The following is a 21,998-nucleotide window of genomic DNA, read 5'->3' on the forward strand; positions in this document are numbered from 1 at the left end:
CTTTACTTGCCCATGTCCTTCAAAATCTCGTTGGTGAAGCCGAGAACGCCTGCGCTCGGATAGGAGTTGCACGTCGATGAGGCGCCGCCCGCCGCGCACGGTGTATCGCGATCGAGCGACCAGAAATGCACACCGGCCAGACCGTTGGTGGTCGCATAGTTGGTGATGGCGTCGATATCCGCCAAGGTGGTGATTTCACCGGCGCTGTCGTTCTGGCCGATCATCGGTGTCAGCTCGATGTGGCTGAACGGAATACCGTAAGTGTGCTGCAGATTCACCACCGCCTGAATCGCAGACTGCCCCATCTCGCAGGCTCCGCTCACCACCACGCAGTTCGCCGAGGTGGCGCCACCGTAGTCCATCGTCATCAGGTTGACGGTGTAGTTGTTGAGCGCCGGGCTCGACGCCTGGATCGCCTGCACCACCCACGCCCCCAGCGTATTGACGCCGCCATAGCTGCCGTCCGATGCCCCCAACGTAGCGATAGTGAAGGAGAAGCGCAGATTCGGATATTGCGACTGCGCCGCCGCAACGTCCGCGACCAGTTGCTGGATATCGGCCTGGCTCTGGCCGCCTTCGATGTCGAAGTCAACGCCGATCATTTGCGGGGTGTAGTACTTCGCGATGAAACTCTCGAACGCAGAGGGCGAGGAGCAGGTGAACGTACCTGCTTCACCGCCGGTGGAAACGATGTAATCCAGACCGGCACTGGACAGCGAATTGGCCGCACCCGGGGTGATGTTGGCGGAGATGAATTGCGCCGGCGTCACGCCCGCCCAGTTCTCGCTGCCGCACTCTCCGGTGGCAAAGGCCAGCGAAATGGCCGGCAGTTTCGGTACCTGTGTCTCATACAGGCCGCCGCTGCCCACCACCGGGATCGCCGAACCGGTCACCGCCGTCTGCATGACATCGGTATTCCAGTTCATATTGATGCTCATGTCCTTATAAGGACTGAAGACAAATCCACTCGGGGCAGGAGTGGGAGTGGGAGTTGGCGTAGGAGTCGGCGTGGGCGTGGGGGTTGGAGTCGGTGTGGGCGTCGGCGAGCCGCTGCAGGTACCGATTTCAGTCCACGGCTGGCCGCTGCCCGACGGCCCATTATTGGTGGCCGGATCATTGCCCTGCGTCCACCAGTTCGCCTTGTAATTGAGCCCGCTCTCACTCACCAACGCACCGCCGTTATAAGCGGTCGAAGCGTTCCACGCGGGATCGCAACCGCTTGGCGTTGGAGTCGGCGTGGGCGTGGGGGTTGGAGCAGGCGTTGGAGTCGGTGCCGGCGAACCGCCGCACGCGCCCTGCGACGTCCACGGTTCGCCGCTGCCTGCACCGCCATTGTTGGTGGCCGGATCGTTGCCTTGCGTCCACCAGTTGGCGACGTAATTGATGCCGTTCTCACTGGCCGCCTGGCCTTGCGTATAAGCCGTCGATGCATTCCAGGCTGCCGCGCAACTGGTTTGCGCATGCACCACCTGCACCGGCGCCACGGTCAACGCCGTAGCGGACAAAGCCGCGCACACGGCGGTGCTCAACGAACTGAAAGTCAGCACGGACCACTTGCTTGAATTCTTCACTGACATGGGACTGTCTCCAAGATTGGATGGAATCGCAACAGATGAAAAACATCGGCGGATTCGTGCCCGCATTCCCGCGGCCACGTGGGGACGGACGCCATCACGCATCCATGCACCGTACTGCGTGTAATGGGCTTGCGATGATTCAAGAAAACGGCATGAAGCGACCGCTTCGCGCCGCAGTTACCCGCTCTTTGCAGCGGCCCGGACCGCGCCGGACCGCTGCAAAGTCCCCTGCCCGATCCATCAACGGATCGGGCATCGAAGCCTCGCCCAGCTTGCTGCGATCGGCTCTACTTGCCGAGATCCTTCAGGAACTCGTTGGTGAAACCCAAATCGCCCACACTGGGATCGGAGTTGCACGTCGACGAGGCAGAGCCCGCCGCGCACGGATCGTCGCGATCCAGCGACCAGAAATGCAGGCCGGCAAGACCGTTGGCGGTGGCGTAATTGGTGATCGTGTCGATATCGGCTAGCGTGGTGACTTCGCCTTGCGAATCGTTCTGCCCGATCATCGGCGTCAGTTCGATGTGGCTGGCGGGGATGCCGTAGGTATGCTCGAGATTCTCCACCGCCTGAATCGCCGACTGCCCCATTTCGCAAGCACCGTTCACCACTACGCAATTGGCTGCACTGGTGCCGCCGTAATCCATCACCATCAGGTTCACGGTGTAGTTGTTGATCGCGGGGCTCGATGCCTGGATCGCTTGCACCACTTCAGCGCCCAGCGAATTGACGCCGCCGTAGCTGCCATCCGATGCGCCGAGCGTGGCGATGGTGAAAGAGAAGCGCAGGTTCGGATATTCCGACTGCGCGGCCGCGGCGTCCGCCACCAACTGCTGGATATCGGCCTGGCTTTGCCCACCCTCGATATCGAAATCGACGCCGACCATCTGCGGCGTGTAATACGAAGCAATGAAGCTCTCGAAGGCCGATGCCGATGGGCAGGTGAACGTTCCCGCCTGGCCGCCGGTGGATACCACGTAATCGAGCCCGGCGCTGGACAGCGCACTGATATTGCCGGCGATGAAACCGGAAGCCGAAATGCCCGCCCAGTTCTCGCTGCCGCAGGTGCCCGTGGCGAAAGCCAACGAGATCGCCCCAAGGTTCGGCTCCTGCGTTGCGTAGAAACTGCCGCTGCCCACCAGGGGAAGCGTAGATCCGCTCACCGCGGTTTGCATTACGTCGGTATTCCAATTGACGGCGACACTGATGTCTTTGTACGGACTGAACACGAATCCGCTAGGCGCCGGAGTAGGTGTCGGCGTCGGAGTGGGTGTTGGAGTCGGTGTGGGCGTAGGTGTCGGTGTCGGCGTGGGCGAACTGCCGCACGCTCCTTGCGACGTCCATGGCTGGCCACTGCCGGCGCCGCCGTTGTTGGTTGCCGGATCGTTGCCCTGCGTCCACCAGTTCGCTTTGTAGTTGATGCCGTTCTCGCTGGCCTCGTCGCCTGCGGTATAGACCGCCGTCGAGCTCCAGGCGGCGGTGCAACTCGTTTGCGCATGCACCACTTGCACCGGCACCGCAGTAAGCAAGGTGGTGGATAGCGCCGCGCCCAATGCGCTGCTCAGCGAACCCAACGTCAAGGTGGACCACTTCGTCGACTTCTTCACTTGCATGGTGACTGCCTCCCTCCAGGCTTGGTTGAACCGCAACAGGTGAATGGCATCAGCGATTTCATGGCTGCATTTCCCTTGGCCACGTGGAGACTGCCGCCTTCACGCATTCGTGCACGCTCCCTCTTCATGCACGTCGCTACCGCCAAAAGTGCGGCGAGTATCTGCCTCTTATGACAACGTTGTCCAGTCTATTTGGCCGCTATGCCCACGCTGGAACGTGATTCGCATCGCAAAGAAGAAATTGCCATATCTGCAGCGCATCAATTCACGCAACGTGCACGTGCAACCGCCTTAAAAGCACGCAAAAATCCCGTGATTTTCGCCGCAACGCAACAAGACAGAGGCGAATTTCACAGCCCATCGGCGAAGAAACCTTCAATTGTCGCGCTGCTATTTCGAGCAATTCGCAAGGTATGCGGCCTTCGAAAACGGATCATTGCGCGCACTCTGGTGAAATCTGGCCTATGGACACTTATGACAACGATAGCCATGTAGAAGCGCAAAAAATCTGCGCCCCGGCTGCCAGGCTTCCCACTGCGAAAACCCTGCCTTGCTCCACGTCGAATCGCGCCTGCCACATTCGTCGCAGTGATGCGACACCCTCAGCGTCCACCTGGAGACTCACCGTGAACGAACGCTTCCAGCGCATCACTCCTTTCCTGTGGTTTCACGACAACGCCGAAGAAGCCGCGCACTTCTATGTCTCGGTGTTCGAGCATTCCCGCATCGTCACCAGCACTCGCTACAGCAGGGAAGCCGCCATGGCCACCGGCAGGCCCGAAGGTTCGGTCATGACCATCGCATTCGAACTGGACGGCCAGAAAATCACCGGCATCAACGGCGGGCCCGCATTCACCTTCACGCCGGCCGTGTCGTTGGTCGTCAATTGCCACTCGCAGGAAGAGGTCGACCATTACTGGAACCATCTGTCCGAGGGCGGCAATCCCGCCGCGCAACAATGCGGTTGGCTGCAGGATCGCTACGGACTGTCCTGGCAGATCGTGCCGACGGCTTTGTTCGATTACCTCAGCGACGCCGATCCGGCCAAGGCGCAGCGGGCCATGCAGGCCATGCTCACGATGAAAAAGATCGACCTGGCGCAATTGCGCGGAGCGGCTGCCTGAGCCACGTGCCACGCCGCGTGCGGCACCACCGCCAAAAAGCCGCAGGCGGCAGGCAATCCAGCAATAGGAAAAATCGCAATGACGCGACGCACCATAAAAGCATACAATTAGTCCATCCGGCCTCCCGACCCGGATTGATTGCCAGGTTGTCTATTCCCTATGGCTGATGCCTCCCGTTCCAGCGCGACCCATGCCGGCCGCTCATCCGCCGTGTTGCTGTCGATTCTCAGCACAGTCGCCTTCACCTTCGTCGCCTACCTGACCATCGGCTTGTCGCTTGCCGTGTTGCCCAGTTTCGTGCATGGCCGCCTCGGCATGAGCGCCATGCTCGCGGGCCTGGCGATCAGCATTCAGTACGTGGCGACCTTGCTCAGCCGACCGCACGTGGGCCGCATGGCGGATGCCAAAGGCCCCAAGCGCACCGTGATGACGGGCCTTGTCCTGTGCGCCGCGAGCGGCGGCTTGTTGCTGCTGGGCGCGCTTGCCGCACCGCTGCCCTGGCTCAGCCTGGGCTTGATTTTCCTGGCGCGACTGGCGCTGGGATGCGCCGAAAGCTGCGTCGGCACCGGCGCCATCACCTGGGGCATGGGCCAGGTTGGCCATCATCACACTGCGCGCGTCATCTCCTGGAACGGCGTGGCGACGTACGGCGCCATCGCCGCCGGCGCACCGCTGGGCGTGCTGATCGATCAGCACCTGGGATTCTCCGCCATCGGCCTGGTCAGCCTGCTGCTGCCGTTGGCCGTCTTGCCGCTGGCCCGCATCAAACGGGCGACCACCGTGGAAGCCGAAGAGCGCTCGCCATTTCGCACCGTGGCAGCGCGTGTCGTCCCTTACGGCGTGGGCCTGGCGCTGGGCTCGATCGGCTTTGGCTGCATCGCCACCTTCATCACGCTGTTTTACGCGGCACACGGCTGGGAAAACGCCGCTTTCGCGCTCACCGTGTTTGGCGTGGTGTTCGTGGGCGTGCGCTTCGTTTTCTCGCCCACCATCAACTGGCTGGGCGGCTACCGTGTCGCCATGGCGTCGCTGTCGATCGAAGCCATCGGCCTGATGGTGATGTGCCTGGCCAACGATGCGCATCTTGCCTGTGCGGGCGCGGCCGTCGCCGGCTTCGGTTTTTCCCTGGTATTCCCGGCACTGGGCGTCGAAGCCGTGCATCGCGTGCCGGCGCACAGCCGTGGCTCCGCGCTCGGCGTGTATTCGGTATTCATGGACGTGGCCATGGCCGTCACCGGCCCCTTGGGTGGATGGGTTGCCAGCGGCATGGGGTACAACGCCATCTACGGACTGGCGGCCGTTGCCGCCATCGCCGCCGTCTTGCTGGCGCTTTTCCTGCACGCGCAGGCAACCAGGGAAACACCCCTTCTGGCCTCCGCACCGGCGGACTCCTGAGCACCCTGCGGCCTTAAAAACACGATCGCCACAAATTCGTCAAATAATTGAAATATAAGAATTTTTTTGTGATTTTTCGCTCAAGTTGAAGCAGCGACTGCCGATCAGCAGGCATCCCCTCCCCCAAGGTGCGACATGCCTCGTCTGTTTTCCGGCCTGCCACGGCTCACATTGCGTCGAATCCTGCTGCTTCGCCTCGCCGGCATACTGCTGTCGCTGATCGCGATCGGCGCATTGAGCGCCGTCGACCTCATGCGTGCCGACCAGCGCATCCGGTCCGTGGTCGGCGACACGCTTGCACCGATTTCCGACGTAGGCCGGATCCAAAGCGACTTCAACAACGATTTCCAGGCGCTGTCTCATGCGGTGCTGATGCGCCTGCCTTCCGCTGCCGACGATGCCGCCAACGCGCTCAAGAGCAACCGCGTCGACATCGATCGTTATTGGAACCCGCTGCTGCAAAGCGGCCTGGGAACACAGCAGAAACCGTTGCTCACCATCGCCGCGCAACACCGCAAAGATGCCGAGCAGGCGATGGACGATACGCTCGCATTGCTTCAGGCCGGCCAGTTCGACATCGCCCAACTCAAGCTGGCCACCGACGTACAACCTGACTTGGTGCCGCTGCAGAGCGACTTCACCAATCTGTTCGAAAACGCGCTGACTACCGGCAAGGCACAAGCGGATGCACAACACGCCGTCAACCGGCAAGGCTTGTTCGTATTGCTTGCGTCATTTGCCGGAGCACTGTTGCTGGCCAGCCTGACCGACGGCACGCTGATTCGCGCACTGGACGCACGGCTGCGCCTGGCCTCGGATGTTGCGCGGCGCATCGCGCGCGGCGAATTGGGCGGATCGATCGAGGTGGGGCGCGCAGACGAGATCGGCGATCTGTTGCGCGCGCTTGCCGCGATGGATATCCAGCTTACGGACGTCGTGCGGCAAGTGCGCAGCGACGCGGCACGCGTGCGCGAGGGCGCGCATACGCTGGAGCACGACACGCACGCATTGAGTCAACGCATTCAAGCGCAGGCGGCCAGCCTGGAACAGAGCTCGGCCTCGATGGAACAGATGGCGGCCAGCGTGGCGGAAGCCGCCAGCACGGCCGACCAGGCCAGCCGGGTTGCGGCGGATTCGCGCCGGCTTGCCGAAGAAGGGCAGCAGGTAGTCGCACAGACCGTCGTCGCGATGGACGCCATCGATCGTTCGGGCCGGCGCATCACCGAATTCGTCGGACTGATCAATGACGTCGCCTTCCAGACCAATCTGCTCGCGCTCAATGCCGCAGTGGAAGCCGCGCGCGCCGGCGAACACGGCCGGGGCTTTGCCGTGGTGGCAGCTGAAGTGCGGCAACTCGCGCAACGTTGCGCCGCCGCGGCGCGCGAAGTACGGCAATCGATCGAGGAAAGCACCGAGGCGCTGCAGGATGGACGCACCTGCGCCAAACGCTCAGGCCACGCGTTGGCCGGCATCGTCACCAGCGCAGCCCAGGTATCGGAGAAAGTGGCAAGCATGGCGCACTCCGGACGGGAACAGAAAGCCGGTATCGAGCAGGTCAATCTGGCCGTGTCCGGCATGGACGGCATGACCCAGGAAAATGCCGCGCTGGTGGAGCGCACGGCCACGATGAGCCACACGATGCACAGAAGCGCCGAAGCCCTGCTGCAACAAATGAGTTTCTTCCGCATCGAAGAGGGCGAGCCGCGCAGCGATGCGGCCATTGCCACCCGTGGCAATGCGGTGCTGGGCCTGGTTGCCCGCCAGGAACCGGTCTCTCCGCCGTTGGACGAAGCGGCCTAGCGCCACCATGATCCTTGCCCGTGACAATGCCCGGCTCACGTCGCTGCTCGATCGAGCGCAGAAAGGCTTGCGCGCCGTTTTTCAGCCGCTGGTACGGCTGGACACCATGGAGGTGGTCGCGCACGAAGGACTCACGCGTCCCGATGAACACCTGGGCGGCATCAGCACACCGGAACTGCTCAATCTGGCCCGGGTCGAAGGCCGCCTGGGCGAATTCGAACTGGCCGCCGCGCGCACCGTGTGCAACGCCTTCGGGGCACAGCAGACTTCCGGGCGCCTGCTGGTGAACCTCAGTGCCCAGGCCTTCATGCAGGAATCGGTAAGGCCGGACGACCTGATTGCCGCCTTGAGCAGCGGCGGCATGGACCTGAGCCGCATCACCATCGAACTGACCGAACGCGACATCGTCGACGAACCGGCTCGCCTCGCTCACAAACTGGGTTACCTGCGCGCCCGTGGCGTGCGTTTCGCCCTGGACGATTTCGGCAACGGCCACTCCAATTTCGAAATGTGGAACGAAATCCATCCGGAAGTGGTGAAGATCGACCGTTACCTGATTCATGGCCTGGCCAAGAGCGCCGAACGCCTGGCGATCGTGCGCGCCTTGTGCCAGGTGGCGGAGACCCTGGGCGCCGATCTGGTCGGCGAAGGTGTGGAAGATGTCGACGACCTGCACGTGCTGCGCGAGCTGGGCATCTCGTTTGCACAGGGTTTTCTGCTCGGCCATCCCTCGCCGCAGGTCTGCGAAAGGATCAGCGAAACGGTCACCACACTGTTGAACCGACCTTCCATTACCGTATTGCCATGCCTGCGCGGACCGGTAACGCAGCGGCCCATGCACCTGGGACACCTGGTCATCGACGCACCGGCGCTGTGCGCACAGGACAGCAACAACGAAGTGATCGCAATGTTTGCGCGCCTGCCGCAACTGCATGCGCTGGCGGTCGTGGAAGACGACCGACCGATCGGCATCATCAACCGCCGCCTGTTCAGCGAACGCATGGCCCAGCCCTATACGCGCGAACTGTACGGCCGCAAAAGCTGCACGGCGTTCATGCACGAAGCCCCTTTGCTGTGCGACGTGCGGCAATCCCTGGAAAGCATGGCCGATATCCTGCGCGGACAAGACCAACGCTACCTCAGCGACGGCTTCGTCATCGTCCGCGAAGGACGCTATCTGGGCCTGGGCACCGGCGAATCGCTGGTCCGCCGCGTCACCGAACTGCGCATCGAAGCCGCTCGCTACGCCAATCCGCTGACCTTCCTGCCTGGCAATATCCCGGTAACCGAACACGTCGCCCGCTTGCTGCGCGCCGAAATTCCTTTCACCGTCGCTTACGTGGATCTCAATCACTTCAAGCCGTTCAACGATCAGTACGGCTATTTCCGCGGCGACGAAATGATCCGCCTGCTGGCCGGCATTCTTACCTCGCAGATCAATCCGCGTTCCGATTTCGTCGGCCACATCGGCGGCGACGATTTTCTGCTGGTGCTGCAGAGCCAGGACTGGGAAGAGCGCTGCCGGCAAGCCGTGGCGCAGTTCAATCAACGCGCACAAAACCTGTTCGCCGAGGAAGACATTGCCCGAGGAGGCATCGTCGGCGAAGACCGCCACGGCAACACCCAGTTCTTTCCGCTCACCACGGTGGCGATCGGCGCGGTACGCGTGACGCCGCCCTTCCCCGGACATCCGGAAACCTTGGCGACGTTGGCCGCACGCGCCAAGCGCCATGCCAAGCGTGCGCAGGTCGGCTTCTATCTTCTGGCAGGGGAAACGCCGTAACCGGAGGCCGGCGTTGATCAGCTCAGCACGCGTGCAGCCAGTGCACGTAGACCCCGTTGAGCCGATCGTCCTCTCGGAAGCCCTCGCGCCCTTCGGCGACCACTCCCCACACCGTGCGCACGGTCTGGCCGAAGGCCCGGTCGACGCGAACGTGCTCGCCTTGAGGAATGAGGAAGCGCGTTTCCAGCACCATCACCTGATCGTTTTCCCAAACGAGCACCGCATGGCGCACGCTATTGGCGCCCCAGCCGACGTGGATCTGGACCGGCGTGGCGGCGAATCCGCCGCGGTTATCAAGCGTCCAGCCTTCGGTCTTGCGCAACAGGGAATCCAGGCGCGGATCGCTCCAGTCCACCTGATTGTTTGAAAACTTCGAATTGGGCTTGAAATGGCTCATGCAGGAATACTTCCAGGTCACGCTGACGTCGCTGCGCCGTCCGTCGCACGCAACATCGCCGTACGATCCTTAGCCGACCCACGCGGTTGTCTGCATGGGCGCATCAAGCCGATCTGCCGCGTCCTGGCCGGGGGACCACGACGGGGCAAGATCGAGAACGGTTGGACAGCTGCCGCGCTTTCACGTTTTATCGACAGCTCGCCGACTTTCTTTAGCGCGATCCGCAATACGCCCCACGGGAGCCATCAGACCTAGCGCACCTGCAACCAGTAAAGGTGAATGCCCCGCCTGCGGTCCTCTTCCCGATACCCCTCGCGCCCCTCCACCACCACACCCCACAAGGTGCGGATGCTCTCGCCCAGGTGCTTGTCCACGCGCACCTGTTCTCCCTTGCTCAACGGAAAAACCGTCTCCAGCACCACGGATTTGTCTCGCTCCCACACCAACGTCGCGGGTCGGCCTACGCTACCGCTCCAGCCGAGGTACACCTGCACTTCTTGCGGGGTAAAGCCGCCGCGGTTGTCGAGCTTCCAGCCCTCGCTGCGGTTGAGCAACGACGCCAATTCTGGATCGCTCCAGTCGACGCGTACCGAGGAAACCCGGGTTTGAGGCCTGTGGGTCATGGTCGTCTCTTCCGAAAACGGGGTGGGGAATTCGGTTATGGAGTAAATCCACGTACGTTAAGGCCTTGTATACACCCGGCATCTCAGCCCGGGATCGTACGGGTCCAAAGCCATACTACCTGCGTTAAGACTCGCCGCATCGCACCAATAATCGTCATTTCGCCTGGCTCTTCGTGCATAAACTGCGGCGTAATCGCGCTGCGACCGTATGCCGCATTGCACGCTGAACTCCCGAATCTTCCGCGCTAAGGTCAACCACACGGTTCAGAAGCAGCGTTCACAGCTCGGGGGAGTTGATGGCGAAGCACGGAACACATCGCATCGAGCAACTGATCTTGGTGCATTGGCCTGCCGGCACCTTGTTCGGCCTGAGTGCCTATATCGGCATTCGCTATGGCTCGGGCGCGCACACAGCCGTCCACGCGACGATCACGTGGCTGGTGCTGTTTGCCTGTTGGACTTGCGCCCTGCTCTGCTGCATGGGCCATCGCCAACGCATGCACCGACTGATCATCCGCGATCAATTGACCGCGCTGTACCATCTGGGCTGGAGAACCTTCGAAGACAAAGTCGCGCAGGCATTCCGTTACCGCGGCTATGCCGTCGAGCAGCTCGTGGGCGAACCGCTGGCGCAAGGCGACGTGGACAACGGCCTGGACCTGATCGTGCACAAACACGGCCTGGTTACGCTGGTGCAGTGCAGGCATTGGCGCAATCGCAACGTCGACGTGAAAGACGTCCGCGAAATGTTCAGCCTGATGAAATACCACGGCGCTTCGTCGGTAAAGATCGTCGCCTGCGGCGACTACACCGAGGATGCATGGAAGTTCGTGGCCGGCAAGCCGTTCGAACTGATCTACGGCGAAACGCTGCTGGCCATGCTGAGCGACGCGCAATTGCCGCCCGACCCCGGCGTGGTGCCTTTCCGCGCACCGGCATCTCCGCCGCCCATGCATCATCGCCCGCGAACGGCGGCACATCCCTAGACGTCGAAAAGCCGCGCACCCAGTGCGGCTTTTTTATATCAGGTGGCGTCGTGGAAAATGATGCCCAGCGTATGCCGGTGGCCGGAACGGATGCGGCTCACTCCATGCCGCATGTTGACCCGATAAATGCCGTGCGCCCCGCGCACGGGCCGATGATGTACTGCAAAAACGACGGCATCGCCTTGCTGCAACGAAACGACCTCCGGCCGAGACTGCATGCGCGGGCGTTGTTCAGTGAGCACGAATTCGCCGCCGCAAAAATCCTCGCCGGGGCGCGAGAGCAAAATGGCTACTTGCAACGGAAAAACCTGCTCGCCGTAAAGGTCTTGATGCAGGCAGTTGTAGTCGCCAGTCGCGTATTGCAGCAGCAACGGCGTAGGACGCATCTGTCCGGCGGCGTGGCAACGCTGCAGGTAGTCGGCATGTACTTCCGGGTAGCGCGTTTCGATCGCCATCGCTTCATTCCATCGATTGGCGATCGACGCAAGCCTGGGGTACAGGTCGGCTCTCAGCCGTTGAATCAGTGGCGGCAATGGATAGCTGAAGTATTTGTATTCGCCACGGCCGAAACCGTGCCGACCCATCACCACGCGACTCCTGAAATGCGCGTCGCGGGGATAAAGTTCCGCCATCAACCGGCACTCCTGCGCACTGAGCAAACCGCGAACCGTGGTGGCGCCGACATCATCGAGTTCGCGCTCGATCAATGGCCAATCCAGCACGGAAAGCGGATCGCCCAAATGCTGGGCGCCAGGTTCTTCAAACGTTTTCATGCACGCTCTCTACGTTACTGCGATGGCACGGCCATGCAGGTTAGTCTCCCGCGGGCAAGGGCGCACTCCGTTTCTTGTCCGGCAGCGGACGCTCGGCTATGCAGGCCAGCGATAGGCGAGCACCAGGTCGAGCGGATACGCAAGCTCGCGCACCTCGTCCAGCTGATTGCCGCCGAACAGATAGATGAACTCGGCATCGTGGCGGAGATAAAAACCGACATGGCCTTTCCAGCTGTCTGCCTCTTCGCGCCGCAGCACCGCGACACAACCGTAAACTGGCCGATCGATCGCCACGCCCCAGTCGAGCCAGGAGCGGGCCAATGCAGAGCCCGTCCCCGTCACTCCCACGCGATTGAAACACCAGTTGATAAACGACGAGCACCAGGAAATTTTGTCGTCATAGCCGATCAGGTTGGTGCAGCCGTTGTATTCGACGATGCGCGGATGGCTTTCGCCAGGCCCCAGGCGCTTCACGCCACGCTCCGCCATGGCAACCGGCATCCACGCCGGCAAGTCGGCGGCCGTACTCATGCACGACCGGCCCTGGCGGCTGGATGCCCGCTTTTCACGAAGCCACGCTTTGGGCGCTACGCGGCTTGGCTATCAGCGCCAGCATGCTCAACACGGCCGCAGCCGACAGGTAATACCCGACGTAGGCAAGCCCGTAGGTTTTGGCCAGCCAGGTAGCGAGATAGGGCGCCAGCGAAGCGCCGAAAATGCCCGCCAGGTTGAACGCCAGCGATGCCCCGGTATAGCGCACGGCAGTGGGAAACATCTCGGCCAGGATCGTCCCCAGCGGGCCGTAGGTGATGCCCACCACGCACATGCCCAGCACCATGAACAACATGCCGTTGTGGGCGAACAGCGGAGCGTAGGCCACGCCGAAGATGAAGATCAACACGGTCGCCAGCAACATCGTGAAACGGTTGCCGCGGCGATCCGCCAACACGGCGGAAAGCGGAATGAAAGCGGCAAAGAACAGCACGCCGACCATCTGCACGAGCAGGAACGCGTCGCGCGAATAAGCAAGCTTGGAGGTGGCCCAGCTCAGCGCGAACACCGTCATGAGATAGAAAATCACGAAGGTGGCCAGCGCCGCGAACATGCCGGCGACGAGCTCGCGCGGATGCTGCGCCAGCACGTTGAGCATCGGCACCTTGACCCGCTCGTGCTGGGCCATGGCCCGGGCGAAAGCCGGTGTTTCGGTGAGTTTCAGGCGCATCCACAGACCGACCAGCACCAGCACGGAACTGGCCAGGAACGGTATGCGCCATCCCCACGCGAAGAAACTCGCGTCGCTCATCACTTCGTTGATCCACAGAAACAGGCCGGTGGCGATAAAGAAGCCGATCGGCGCACCTAGCTGCGGAAACATGCCATACCAGGCCCGTTTTCCTTCGGGCGCGTTCTCGGTTGCCAGCAATACCGCCCCGCCCCATTCGCCGCCCAGACCCAGCCCCTGCCCCAGGCGGCACAGCGAAAGCAGCAGTGGCGCCGTGACACCGATCTGCGCATAAGTCGGCAGCAAGCCGATCACCACGGTCGAGATGCCCATGGTGAGCAGGGCTGCGACCAGGGTCGCCTTGCGCCCTATGCGATCGCCGAAATGCCCGAACAGCGCCGAGCCGATCGGGCGCGCCATGAAGGCCAGTGCGAAGGTGGCAAACGATTGCAGCGTTGCCGATGCGGGATCCGCCGCTGGAAAGAACAACTTGGGGAACACCAGCACCGTCGCCGTCGCGTAGATGTAGAAATCGAAAAACTCGATGGTCGTTCCGATCAGGCTGGCAAACAGCACCCGGCCAGGCGAATTGACCGGTGTGGTGACGGTATTGCGCATTTCCATGAATTCCCTCGGCAAGGTCGACCGATTCTGCCAGAGGCAGCGGCACCGTGGCGCATGCTTTTACCCAACCCGAGACGTGACCGGTCAGATTCGGTCGCACGCGCAAAACGGGCGCACCGGCCCGCCCGCCGCGCGAACGAGCAACAAAAAGGTTGCACGTTGAAAATCCCCGGCCTAATATGCAACCAGGAGGTTGCCCATGAATACATCCACCGATCGCATCGAGCGACAGATCCACATCAAGGCACCACGCACAAAGGTGTGGCGCGCACTGGCCGATGCCGAAAGCTTCGGCGACTGGTTCGGCGTTGCGCTCAAAGGCAAGCGCTTCGTTGCCGGAGAACCCGTGGAAGGCCCCATCACCTATCCGGGATATGAGCACATCACGTGGCGGGTGGTGATGGATCGCATCGAGCCCGAACGATTACTGTCATTCCGCTGGCACCCTTACGCCATCGATCCGGACGTCGATTACTCGCACGAGCCCACGACCCTGGTGGTCTTCGAGCTGGAAGAAACGCACGACGGAACCCTGCTACGCCTCACCGAATCCGGCTTCGACCGGATTCCTCCCGAACGGCGCGCCGAAGCCTTCCGCATGAACAGCGGAGGCTGGGACCAGCAAATGGTGAATATCGAGAACCACGTTGCCTCGCACTAACACCAGATCCGCACACCAAGCCTTGCAGAAAGCCGCGCCGGTGTTTGCCGCGCTCGGCGACGAAACGCGCCTCAGCCTAGTCGCCGTGCTTTGCGCAGGCGGTGCGTTTTCCATTGCTCAATTGACCCACGGCACCGACATCACGCGACAGGCCGTCACCAAGCATCTGCAAGTGCTCGCCGATGCCGGCCTGGTGCGCGACCTCAAGCAAGGTCGCGAACGCCTGTGGGAGTTCGAACCGAGTCGCCTGGACGAAGCAAGGCGCTCACTGGAAAGCATCGCAGGACAGTGGGACCGCGCGCTGGCAAGACTGAAGTCCACGCTGGAACGTTCCTGACGGGTACGATCCAACACCGCTGAATGGCGCATCGCGCCGACGCCAAGGTGCGTCGGCGCCATGGGCGTTCAATGCTCCAGCCAGGTGAGATCGAAGTGCCGGATCTGCTCGGGGTCGGCAACCAGCTCGATCTGCGTGATCCTTCCTCCATCCACCGCGAAGCGGAAGGCGACGCGCGGCTCCCCGCCCGGTGCCCACACCGCACCCGGCAGACCGTCGATGAGCACCAGCCTCGCCGCCTTCGCGCGCCCCGAAAAGGTATCCGCCACGTTCTTTGCGCCCACGGTCTCGGGGAACAGACGCGGAGCACCGCTGGCCTGGTTGGCGATGCTTGCCTGCACGGTAAAGGCATCCGCGCGCAGCACGACCTCCGGATCGAGCAATGCAAGCAATGCGGAAAAATCGCCGTTGCGCGACGCAGAAAGAAAGGCTGCCACGACCTCCCGCTGCCGTGCGGGATCCGCCTGGTTTCCCTCATTCGCGCCTTGAACGCGGCGGCGTGCACGGCTTGCGAGCTGGCGTGCGGCAACCGGCGTGCGATCGATGATCGGCGCAATGTCGTCGAACGACACCGCAAACATATCGTGCAAGACAAACGCAAGTCGTTCTGCGGGCGACAATGTCTGCAACACCAGCAGCAAGGCCGAGCCCACCGAATCGGCCAGCAGCACTTCGTGCGCAGGGTCGCCGCCGTCCGGCTCGTCGAGGGCCGGATGGGCCAATTCCAGATCCAGCGATTCCTCCCGTCGCGATTGACGCGAACGCAACGTGTCCAGGCATACCCGCGAAAGCACGGTGGTAAGCCATCCCGCCAGATTTTCCACGTCGCTGGTGTCGGCCCGGTTGAGCCGCAGCCAGGTTTCCTGCACGGCGTCTTCCGCCTCGCTGTGCGAACCGAGCATGCGGTACGCCACGGCCTGCAATCGCACCCGTTGGGCCTGGAAGCGCTCAGCCAGCCATTTATTTTCGTCCATCGGTCACATTCCCGTTTTGTGTTTCGTCATAGCGGTGACGTACCAAACCTCATCAATGTGACCAGGAGGCAATACCCATGCAAGCACGTATGAAAAATCCCGCCGAAATCATGCCCGAAGCCATGCAAGCCCTGTGGGCGCTGAAGACTGCCACCGACAAGGGCAGCGTGCCGGCCAAGACCCTGATGCTGGTCGAGTTGCGCGCCAGCCAGATCAACGGCTGCAGCGTATGCCTGGATGCGCATTCGCGCCTGGCCAGGAGGGCCGGTGAAACCGACGAACGCCTGTTTGCCGTGGCGGCTTGGCGGGAAGCACCCTATTTCACCGACGCCGAACGGGCCGCGCTGGCGCTTACCGAAGCGCTTACCCGCATCAGCGACCGTGCCGATCCCGTGCCGGACGAACTGTGGGATGAAACCTGCAAGCACTACGACGAACCGGCACTGGCGGCACTCACGCTCGCCATCGCCAATATCAATGTCTGGAACCGCCTCAACGTGGCCACCCGGCAGGTAGCGGGAAGCTGGAAACCCTGAGTTTCGTGCTTCTTCGATTGTGCTGGCGGGGCGGAACTGTCTTTATGATGGGCCGCCCCGCCCAATCGCCCACGAAGGACATTACCGCTTAATATCCTGGGCAGGCATCGACGCCGCGAACAGGAACGAGCGGAATGCAGATACTCAAATCTTCGTTGCGCCCCCTGATCGGCTGGCTTACCGTCGCCGCCTTCGTGCTGTTCGGATCGGGCTGGATGTCCGGCATCGGCCACGCCTCAGGACTCGCCATGTTCGTGTGGCTGTTCCTGGTCATCGTCTATGTCGCCTTCGGCGTCGTACACGAAGCCGAAACCCTGGCCGACATGCTGGGCGAGCCGCTGGGTACCCTGGTCCTCACGCTCTCCATCGTGGTGATCGAAGTCGTGCTGATTTCGGCCGTGATGCTGGGCTCGCACGACAACGCCACGCTGGCGCGCGACACGATGTATTCGGTACTGATGATCGTGCTCAACGGCGTGGTCGGGCTGGGACTGCTGATGGGCGGCATCCGCCACTACGAGCAAACCTACAACCTGAAAGGCGCGACCGCCTACCTGTCGGTGATCATCCCGCTGACCATCATCGCCCTGGTGCTGCCGGACTTCACCAAGTCCACTCACGACGGATCGCTGTCGCCGCCCCAGGCGATCATGTTTTCCCTGCTGACCATCGGCCTGTACGGCGTGTTCCTGTGGCTGCAGACAGGGCGGCACCAAGGCTATTTCGTGGCGCCGGATGCGCAGCCTATCGATCCGAAGGAAATGGCGCATCACCGCCCGGTGGCGATCGACAAAAAAACCCTGCTGGTTCACTTCGGGCTGCTGCTGGTAAACATCCTGCCGATCGTGATCCTGTCCAAGAGCCTGGCGAAAATTCTGGACTACGGCATTGCACAGACCGGTGCGCCGGCGGCATTGGGCGGCATTGTCATCGCCACCCTGGTATTCGCGCCGGAAGGCATTTCCGCGCTGATCGCCATCCGGGCCGACCGGCTTACCCGCGCCATCAATCTGTGCCTGGGCGCGGTGACTTCAACGCTGGGGCTGACGGTGCCCGCGGTACTGGCCATCAGCCTGTACACCGGCCGGCCGGTTTTGCTGGGCCTGGAACCCACCGGCATCGTCATGTTGGTCTCCACCCTGCTGCTGAGCTCGATCACCTTCTCCAACTCGCGCACCACGATGCTGGAAGGGGCGGTACACCTGTCGCTGTTCGTGGTGTTCCTGGTGCTGGTGTTCAGCCCCTGATTGGCCCTAGCGCGCTTTTCGCGCCAGCCGCGGAAGACACACTCGCCACGAAACACCCTTTATCGCAGCGTTCGAATTTGAAAATCATTCGCGTCGCCGAACACGTGAACCGATCCCCAAACGAAGATGCTGTGCTGACAAAAGCTACGCGCGATTTGTCATAGACTCCGCCCACGGCGAACGGTAAGGGTGAGCCAGGCGTCATAGCCGCTACCGGATTCGCCAAGTGGACTTTTATCTTCGCAAACGCGCGGAACTGGCCCGTGGCATGCGACAAACGTTGCACTATTGAGGAGGCTAAGTGATGACTCGCACCTCTCGCGTCCCGCTCCTGCGACCGCTTGCCGTCGCGGCGATCGCCGTTGCCACCTTGGCTTCGACGTTGCCGGCCCAGGCCCAGTATTACCGCCGCGACGACCGTGGCTGGCATCGGCCGCCGCCACCGCCGCCGCCCCGCTGGGATCGCCGGCATGGCGGTGGCAACAATGCCGGCGTGGCGATTGCGGCCGGACTGCTTGGTGTCGTGGCCGGTGCGGCCATCGCCAATTCCGCCGCTTCCGCTTCCCAGCCGCCTCCGGGCGTGGTGTATTCGGCGCCGCCGCCGCCGCCCCCGCCCGGCGTGGTCTATTACAACAACGGCTATCCGCCGCCACCGCCGCCTCCGGGATACTGAGCGCCTGACGCGCATCCAGCCACCTCGTGCCTTATTCGGGCCGCTATCGGCCTGTACTCATGAATTGGAGCTTCCCATCATGAAACACCTCCTTCGCAAGGCTGCTGTCCCCTTCGCACTCTCGCTCGCGCTGATGGCCGGCACGGCCATGGCGCAAAGCGCGGCACCCGCCGCGGCGTCATCGTCGTCCACCGCGCCTGTCGCAAAGAAATCGCACATGCAGCGCCGCATGGACGAAGTGGAACAGCAGATCAGCGACCTGCACGATGAACTGGGCATCACCGATGCCGAATCCACCCAGTGGAGCGCCTATGCCCAGGTCATGCACGACAACGCGCAGAAAACCGGCGAAGCGCTGAAGGATCGCCATCAGAAGATGGAATCCATGAATGCCGACGACTCCATGAAGTCCTATGCGCAGCTGTCCCAGCTCAATGCGGACAACATGCAGAAGCTGTCGTCCGCATTCAGTGCGCTGTACGCGGTGCTTACGCCGGAACAGAAGCAGACGGCAGACGAGTTGTTCAAGAACCGTCCGCCCCGTCCGCACGCCGGCGGTCACGGTGGCAAGGGCAGCAAGCCGGCCAGCGCCTCGTCCTCAGCAGCCGCACCCAGCACCTGAGCCGCTTTGCTGTCTTGCGTAAAGAAGGCCGAAGGCATCGCAGCCTTCGGCCCTTTCATTAGGGATTGTTCGCGTACGTCAGGATAGGCCGGGCACGGCTGCAAATCGCGACGCTCGCCCTGTTAATCGTCAATCTGCCGAGTGCACAATTCACTCAGGCGACGGCGGAGGGTGGCAATGGCAACCGAAGGCAATGTCGTGCTTGCCGACGGCAGGCACGTGTCCTATGCCGAATACGGTTTGCCCGACGGTCACCCGGTGCTCTATTTCCATGGCGCGCCTTCCTCGCGCCTGGAACCGCTGCTGATTGGCGAAGACGCCTTCATCCGTCATGGCCTGCGGATCATCGCCCCCGATCGTCCAGGCATGGGGCGTTCGAGCTTCCAGACCCATCGCGGCTTTTCCGCCTGGCCGGTCGACGTCGCTGCCATGGCCGATGCCCTCGGGCTGGAAAAATTTTCGGTACTGGGCAACTCCGGCGGCGGCGTTTATGCCGCTGCCTGCGCGGCGCGCATTCCCCAGCGCCTGCACAGCGCCGTCATGGTCTCCAGCATCTGGCGCATGGATCAACCGCAAAACCTGGCCGGCCTGCACGTGATGACGCGCCTGGCCTGGCGGCTGGCAAAGTGGGCGCCCCCGCTGCTTGGCCTCTTGCTGAAAAACGTCGCGACAACCGCAGGCAGGGATCTGGCAAGGATGAAAAGCGTTCTGCCCCAGCCCGACTACGACACGCTCGAAAGCGCCGGCCGCTTCGAAATTCTCGGCTATGTACTGCGCGAGGCGATGCGCCAGGGCGCCAAGGGGCCGGCCTGGGACGTGAGCCTGTACGTGCATCCGTTCGACATCCGCGTGCAGGACATCCCCATCCCCTTGCACGTTTTCCACGGCATGAAGGACGCCCACGTGCCGCTTCGGCTGGTACGCGCGGCACTCGCCGACATCCCAACGGCGCGGCTGACCGCCTACCCTCACGAAGCCCACCTGTCGACCTTGTGCAATCGTTTCGACGACATCGCCAGAGCCTTGCTCGACGGTTGTCCCCCTGCCCAGCCGGCGCAGGTAGCGATAAGCTGATCCCGCCCGGCTCCCCCATTGCGCCGGGCACTCACATCGACATCAGCACGCTCGCCCGGGAGGAAGGACCATGGCTTTCTCTGCACGCGCATCTCACGACGTCATTGCGCAGATCAATGTCACCCCGCTCGTCGACGTTTTATTGGTACTGCTGATCATCTTCATGATCACCGCCCCCATCGTTACGCACAAGGCAACGATGGATCTTCCACAACCTTCGCTGCATTCCACCCCTGAACGGGTCGCGCCCATCCATCTGAGCATTCAGGCCGATGGACAGATGTACTGGAACGACATACCGCTGAGCATCGATCAACTCGACACCCAGCTCGGCATTACCGCAAAACTGGGTACGCAACCCGCACTGGAAATCGATGCGGCCGACGGCGTGCCCTACGACGTCGTCGCCAAAGTGCTGGCCAGTGCCAAGACGCAAGGCATCGGGCGCATCGACGTGCTGGGCGTTCGTTGAAACAATCGCGCGAGCACCACGACACGTGGTGCTCGCGTGCTTTTATTCACCCATTGCCGGCTTTCGGACAACCAGGCGATGAACAGCTTTGCCGGAAGACCGGTTGACGTTCCGTTCGTCCAAGAGCACCTCGTTGCCGAGGCAGGCGTCGAGCACCAGGCCCGGATCGAACGCGGTGTACAGTCGTCGGTGCGCATCGCGCAAGGACGCTCCCTCGGTCACCCGCCAGCTCAAGAACAGCGTGCCGCCTGGCATGAGGATATCGAGCAGGCGCCGCACCGCCGGAGCAATCAGTACCGGCTCCAGATGCATGATGACGGTTTCGCACAATACGTTGCGGAACTGGCCCGATGGCACGTCTTCCAGTTCCGGCAAGGCCGCCTGTGCAAAGCGCAGCGCCGGATAGCGCTCGCGCGCTCGTTGCAGCAGACCCAGCGAAGGATCGTAGCCTACGGCATCGAAACCGTTCGCTTGCAGCCAGGCCACTTCGCGGCCGGAGCCGCAGCCTACATCGGCGGTGAGTCCCGGTGAAAAATAACGTTGCAGCAGTGCGTATAAATCGTCGGGCGACGGCTGCTCGTGCCAGTCATCGGCGAATTGCTTCGCTTCACGGTCGTAGGCACCCAGAGTTTCCTGATCCATGGTCTCGCTCGTCAACGATGTTCGAGGTACGCCAGCAGAGTCATTACCCCAGGCACGTTCAGCGAACCCAAGGCAGGCAAGCTCTTCTATAATACCGTATGCCTACTACGCTCCCTTTGCCGATGTCGCAGCTATCCGATGAGGTCCGGCGCGAAGGTTTCTGTTTCGTCACCGCCGACGTCATGCAGCCGCTGCTGAGTTCGATGGGTACGCTGGCCGATTGGCCTGACTTTGCACAAAGCTGGGACCATCTGGGCCCCGATCCCTATCTGGCGGCAAAAGGGCGATTTCGCCGGCGGCGGCACGCTACCTACACAGCCCAGGCAAACGGGACCGTCGCCCTGGCGCCGCACCAGGCGCACTATCAATCGCTGCAGTACAACGCGCTGCAAGGCGATATCGAGCGCTGGTTCGAGCCGATTGATCCGGCCGTCGCCAATAGCGGCAGCCTGCACACGATTCTCGCCTTCTGCAACGACTTCTTCAGCACGCTGGCAGCCCACGTCGCGGACTGGCACGTGGAAGTGCATCAGTTCCGCATCGAGGCCAGCGTGGATGCGGCCGGCGAACCGACACCCGAAGGCAGCCACCGGGACGGCGTGGATTTCGTGCTGGTGCTTTTGGTGGATCGCCACAACATCGACAGCGGCACCACCACCATCCACACGCCGGATGGAAAACCGCTGGGCGACTTCACCCTGGCGCACACCTTCGACGCGGCGCTGATCCACGACCCGCGGGTGTTTCACGGTGTGACTCCGGTTACTCCGCTGGTTCCCACGGAACCGGCGCATCGCGATGTACTGGTCGTAACGTTTCGCGCCAAGCCTTGAATGAATTGCG

General features: G+C 62.4%; 23 protein-coding genes. 14 read left to right on the forward strand and 9 right to left on the reverse strand.

Annotated features, from left to right (window positions below; all coding sequences use genetic code 11):
- Positions 1-2: 2 nt before the first annotated feature.
- The gene (locus ISS99_RS19835) at positions 3-1,577 is read right to left on the reverse strand and encodes a carbohydrate-binding protein (protein WP_239538219.1); all 1,575 of its coding nucleotides are present in this window, start codon (positions 1,575-1,577) and stop codon (positions 3-5) included.
- Positions 1,578-1,864: 287 nt separating this feature from the next.
- Positions 1,865-3,190 (reverse strand): carbohydrate-binding protein, encoded by a 1,326-nt coding sequence (locus tag ISS99_RS19840; protein WP_204633332.1) that lies wholly within the window; start codon positions 3,188-3,190, stop codon positions 1,865-1,867.
- A 626-nt stretch (positions 3,191-3,816) separates the two neighbouring features.
- Here ISS99_RS19840 and ISS99_RS19845 point away from each other — a divergent pair.
- The 4 genes from ISS99_RS19845 to ISS99_RS19860 all read left to right on the forward strand — a co-directional run bounded on the left by ISS99_RS19845 (position 3,817) and on the right by ISS99_RS19860 (position 9,292).
- Positions 3,817-4,314: a VOC family protein gene (locus ISS99_RS19845; RefSeq protein ID WP_284343677.1), complete on the forward strand. Its 498-nt coding sequence runs from the start codon at positions 3,817-3,819 to the stop codon at positions 4,312-4,314.
- Positions 4,315-4,473: 159 nt separating this feature from the next.
- A complete protein-coding gene (locus ISS99_RS19850; protein ID WP_204633334.1) occupies positions 4,474-5,709 on the forward strand; it encodes an MFS transporter in 1,236 nt (411 codons plus the stop codon).
- Positions 5,710-5,844: 135 nt separating this feature from the next.
- Positions 5,845-7,509: a methyl-accepting chemotaxis protein gene (locus tag ISS99_RS19855; protein ID WP_204633335.1), complete on the forward strand. Its 1,665-nt coding sequence runs from the start codon at positions 5,845-5,847 to the stop codon at positions 7,507-7,509.
- Between the two features lie 7 nt (positions 7,510-7,516).
- Positions 7,517-9,292: a GGDEF domain-containing protein gene (locus ISS99_RS19860; RefSeq protein WP_204633336.1), complete on the forward strand. Its 1,776-nt coding sequence runs from the start codon at positions 7,517-7,519 to the stop codon at positions 9,290-9,292.
- 22 nt (positions 9,293-9,314) lie between these two features.
- Here ISS99_RS19860 and ISS99_RS19865 read toward each other — a convergent pair whose 3' ends face one another.
- Both ISS99_RS19865 and ISS99_RS19870 read right to left on the reverse strand, forming a co-directional pair.
- Positions 9,315-9,689, reverse strand: coding sequence for a hypothetical protein (locus tag ISS99_RS19865; protein WP_204633337.1), 375 nt, complete (start codon positions 9,687-9,689; stop codon positions 9,315-9,317).
- Positions 9,690-9,940: 251 nt separating this feature from the next.
- Positions 9,941-10,312 (reverse strand): hypothetical protein, encoded by a 372-nt coding sequence (locus tag ISS99_RS19870; RefSeq protein ID WP_204633338.1) that lies wholly within the window; start codon positions 10,310-10,312, stop codon positions 9,941-9,943.
- A 296-nt stretch (positions 10,313-10,608) separates the two neighbouring features.
- Here ISS99_RS19870 and ISS99_RS19875 point away from each other — a divergent pair, with 296 nt between their 5' ends.
- Positions 10,609-11,298 carry a restriction endonuclease gene (locus ISS99_RS19875; RefSeq protein ID WP_204633339.1) on the forward strand — a complete coding sequence of 230 codons (690 nt, stop codon included), beginning with the start codon at positions 10,609-10,611 and terminating at the stop codon, positions 11,296-11,298.
- Positions 11,299-11,336: 38 nt separating this feature from the next.
- On the opposite strand, the gene ISS99_RS19880 is transcribed toward ISS99_RS19875, so the two are convergent.
- The 3 genes from ISS99_RS19880 to ISS99_RS19890 form a co-directional block, all read right to left on the reverse strand.
- The gene (locus ISS99_RS19880) at positions 11,337-12,071 is read right to left on the reverse strand and encodes a 2OG-Fe(II) oxygenase (RefSeq protein WP_204633340.1); all 735 of its coding nucleotides are present in this window, start codon (positions 12,069-12,071) and stop codon (positions 11,337-11,339) included.
- 96 nt (positions 12,072-12,167) lie between these two features.
- Positions 12,168-12,602, reverse strand: coding sequence for an NlpC/P60 family protein (locus ISS99_RS19885; RefSeq protein ID WP_204633341.1), 435 nt, complete (start codon positions 12,600-12,602; stop codon positions 12,168-12,170).
- A gap of 34 nt (positions 12,603-12,636) precedes the next feature.
- Positions 12,637-13,917 carry an MFS transporter gene (locus ISS99_RS19890; RefSeq protein ID WP_425490487.1) on the reverse strand — a complete coding sequence of 427 codons (1,281 nt, stop codon included), beginning with the start codon at positions 13,915-13,917 and terminating at the stop codon, positions 12,637-12,639.
- 199 nt (positions 13,918-14,116) lie between these two features.
- Here ISS99_RS19890 and ISS99_RS19895 point away from each other — a divergent pair, with 199 nt between their 5' ends.
- Positions 14,117-14,578, forward strand: coding sequence for an SRPBCC family protein (locus tag ISS99_RS19895; protein ID WP_204633343.1), 462 nt, complete (start codon positions 14,117-14,119; stop codon positions 14,576-14,578).
- Positions 14,579-14,600: 22 nt separating this feature from the next.
- The gene (locus ISS99_RS19900; RefSeq protein ID WP_239538221.1) at positions 14,601-14,915 is read left to right on the forward strand and encodes an ArsR/SmtB family transcription factor; all 315 of its coding nucleotides are present in this window, start codon (positions 14,601-14,603) and stop codon (positions 14,913-14,915) included.
- 68 nt (positions 14,916-14,983) lie between these two features.
- Here ISS99_RS19900 and ISS99_RS19905 read toward each other — a convergent pair whose 3' ends face one another.
- Positions 14,984-15,889, reverse strand: a complete 906-nt coding sequence (locus ISS99_RS19905) for a sigma-70 family RNA polymerase sigma factor (RefSeq protein ID WP_204633345.1) — start codon at positions 15,887-15,889, stop codon at positions 14,984-14,986.
- 77 nt (positions 15,890-15,966) lie between these two features.
- Between ISS99_RS19905 and ISS99_RS19910 the strand changes: the two genes are divergently transcribed.
- From ISS99_RS19910 to ISS99_RS19935, 6 genes are all read left to right on the forward strand, one after another.
- A complete protein-coding gene (locus ISS99_RS19910; protein ID WP_204633346.1) occupies positions 15,967-16,425 on the forward strand; it encodes a carboxymuconolactone decarboxylase family protein in 459 nt (152 codons plus the stop codon).
- A gap of 134 nt (positions 16,426-16,559) precedes the next feature.
- On the forward strand, positions 16,560-17,672 hold the full coding sequence (locus tag ISS99_RS19915) for a calcium:cation antiporter (protein WP_204633347.1): 1,113 nt from the start codon (positions 16,560-16,562) through the stop codon (positions 17,670-17,672).
- Positions 17,673-17,976: 304 nt separating this feature from the next.
- The gene (locus ISS99_RS19920) at positions 17,977-18,345 is read left to right on the forward strand and encodes a hypothetical protein (RefSeq protein ID WP_204633348.1); all 369 of its coding nucleotides are present in this window, start codon (positions 17,977-17,979) and stop codon (positions 18,343-18,345) included.
- A gap of 79 nt (positions 18,346-18,424) precedes the next feature.
- Positions 18,425-18,967: a Spy/CpxP family protein refolding chaperone gene (locus ISS99_RS19925; RefSeq protein ID WP_204633349.1), complete on the forward strand. Its 543-nt coding sequence runs from the start codon at positions 18,425-18,427 to the stop codon at positions 18,965-18,967.
- Positions 18,968-19,144: 177 nt separating this feature from the next.
- Positions 19,145-20,041 (forward strand): alpha/beta fold hydrolase, encoded by an 897-nt coding sequence (locus tag ISS99_RS19930; protein WP_204633350.1) that lies wholly within the window; start codon positions 19,145-19,147, stop codon positions 20,039-20,041.
- A gap of 70 nt (positions 20,042-20,111) precedes the next feature.
- Positions 20,112-20,513 carry an ExbD/TolR family protein gene (locus tag ISS99_RS19935; protein WP_204633351.1) on the forward strand — a complete coding sequence of 134 codons (402 nt, stop codon included), beginning with the start codon at positions 20,112-20,114 and terminating at the stop codon, positions 20,511-20,513.
- Positions 20,514-20,555: 42 nt separating this feature from the next.
- Here ISS99_RS19935 and ISS99_RS19940 read toward each other — a convergent pair whose 3' ends face one another.
- The gene (locus tag ISS99_RS19940; RefSeq protein WP_204633352.1) at positions 20,556-21,155 is read right to left on the reverse strand and encodes a class I SAM-dependent methyltransferase; all 600 of its coding nucleotides are present in this window, start codon (positions 21,153-21,155) and stop codon (positions 20,556-20,558) included.
- Positions 21,156-21,253: 98 nt separating this feature from the next.
- Between ISS99_RS19940 and ISS99_RS19945 the strand changes: the two genes are divergently transcribed.
- On the forward strand, positions 21,254-21,988 hold the full coding sequence (locus ISS99_RS19945; RefSeq protein WP_204633353.1) for a 2OG-Fe dioxygenase family protein: 735 nt from the start codon (positions 21,254-21,256) through the stop codon (positions 21,986-21,988).
- Positions 21,989-21,998: the final 10 nt, after the last annotated feature.

Source organism: Dyella mobilis (genome assembly GCF_016904945.1).
GTDB lineage: Bacteria > Pseudomonadota > Gammaproteobacteria > Xanthomonadales > Rhodanobacteraceae > Dyella_B > Dyella_B mobilis.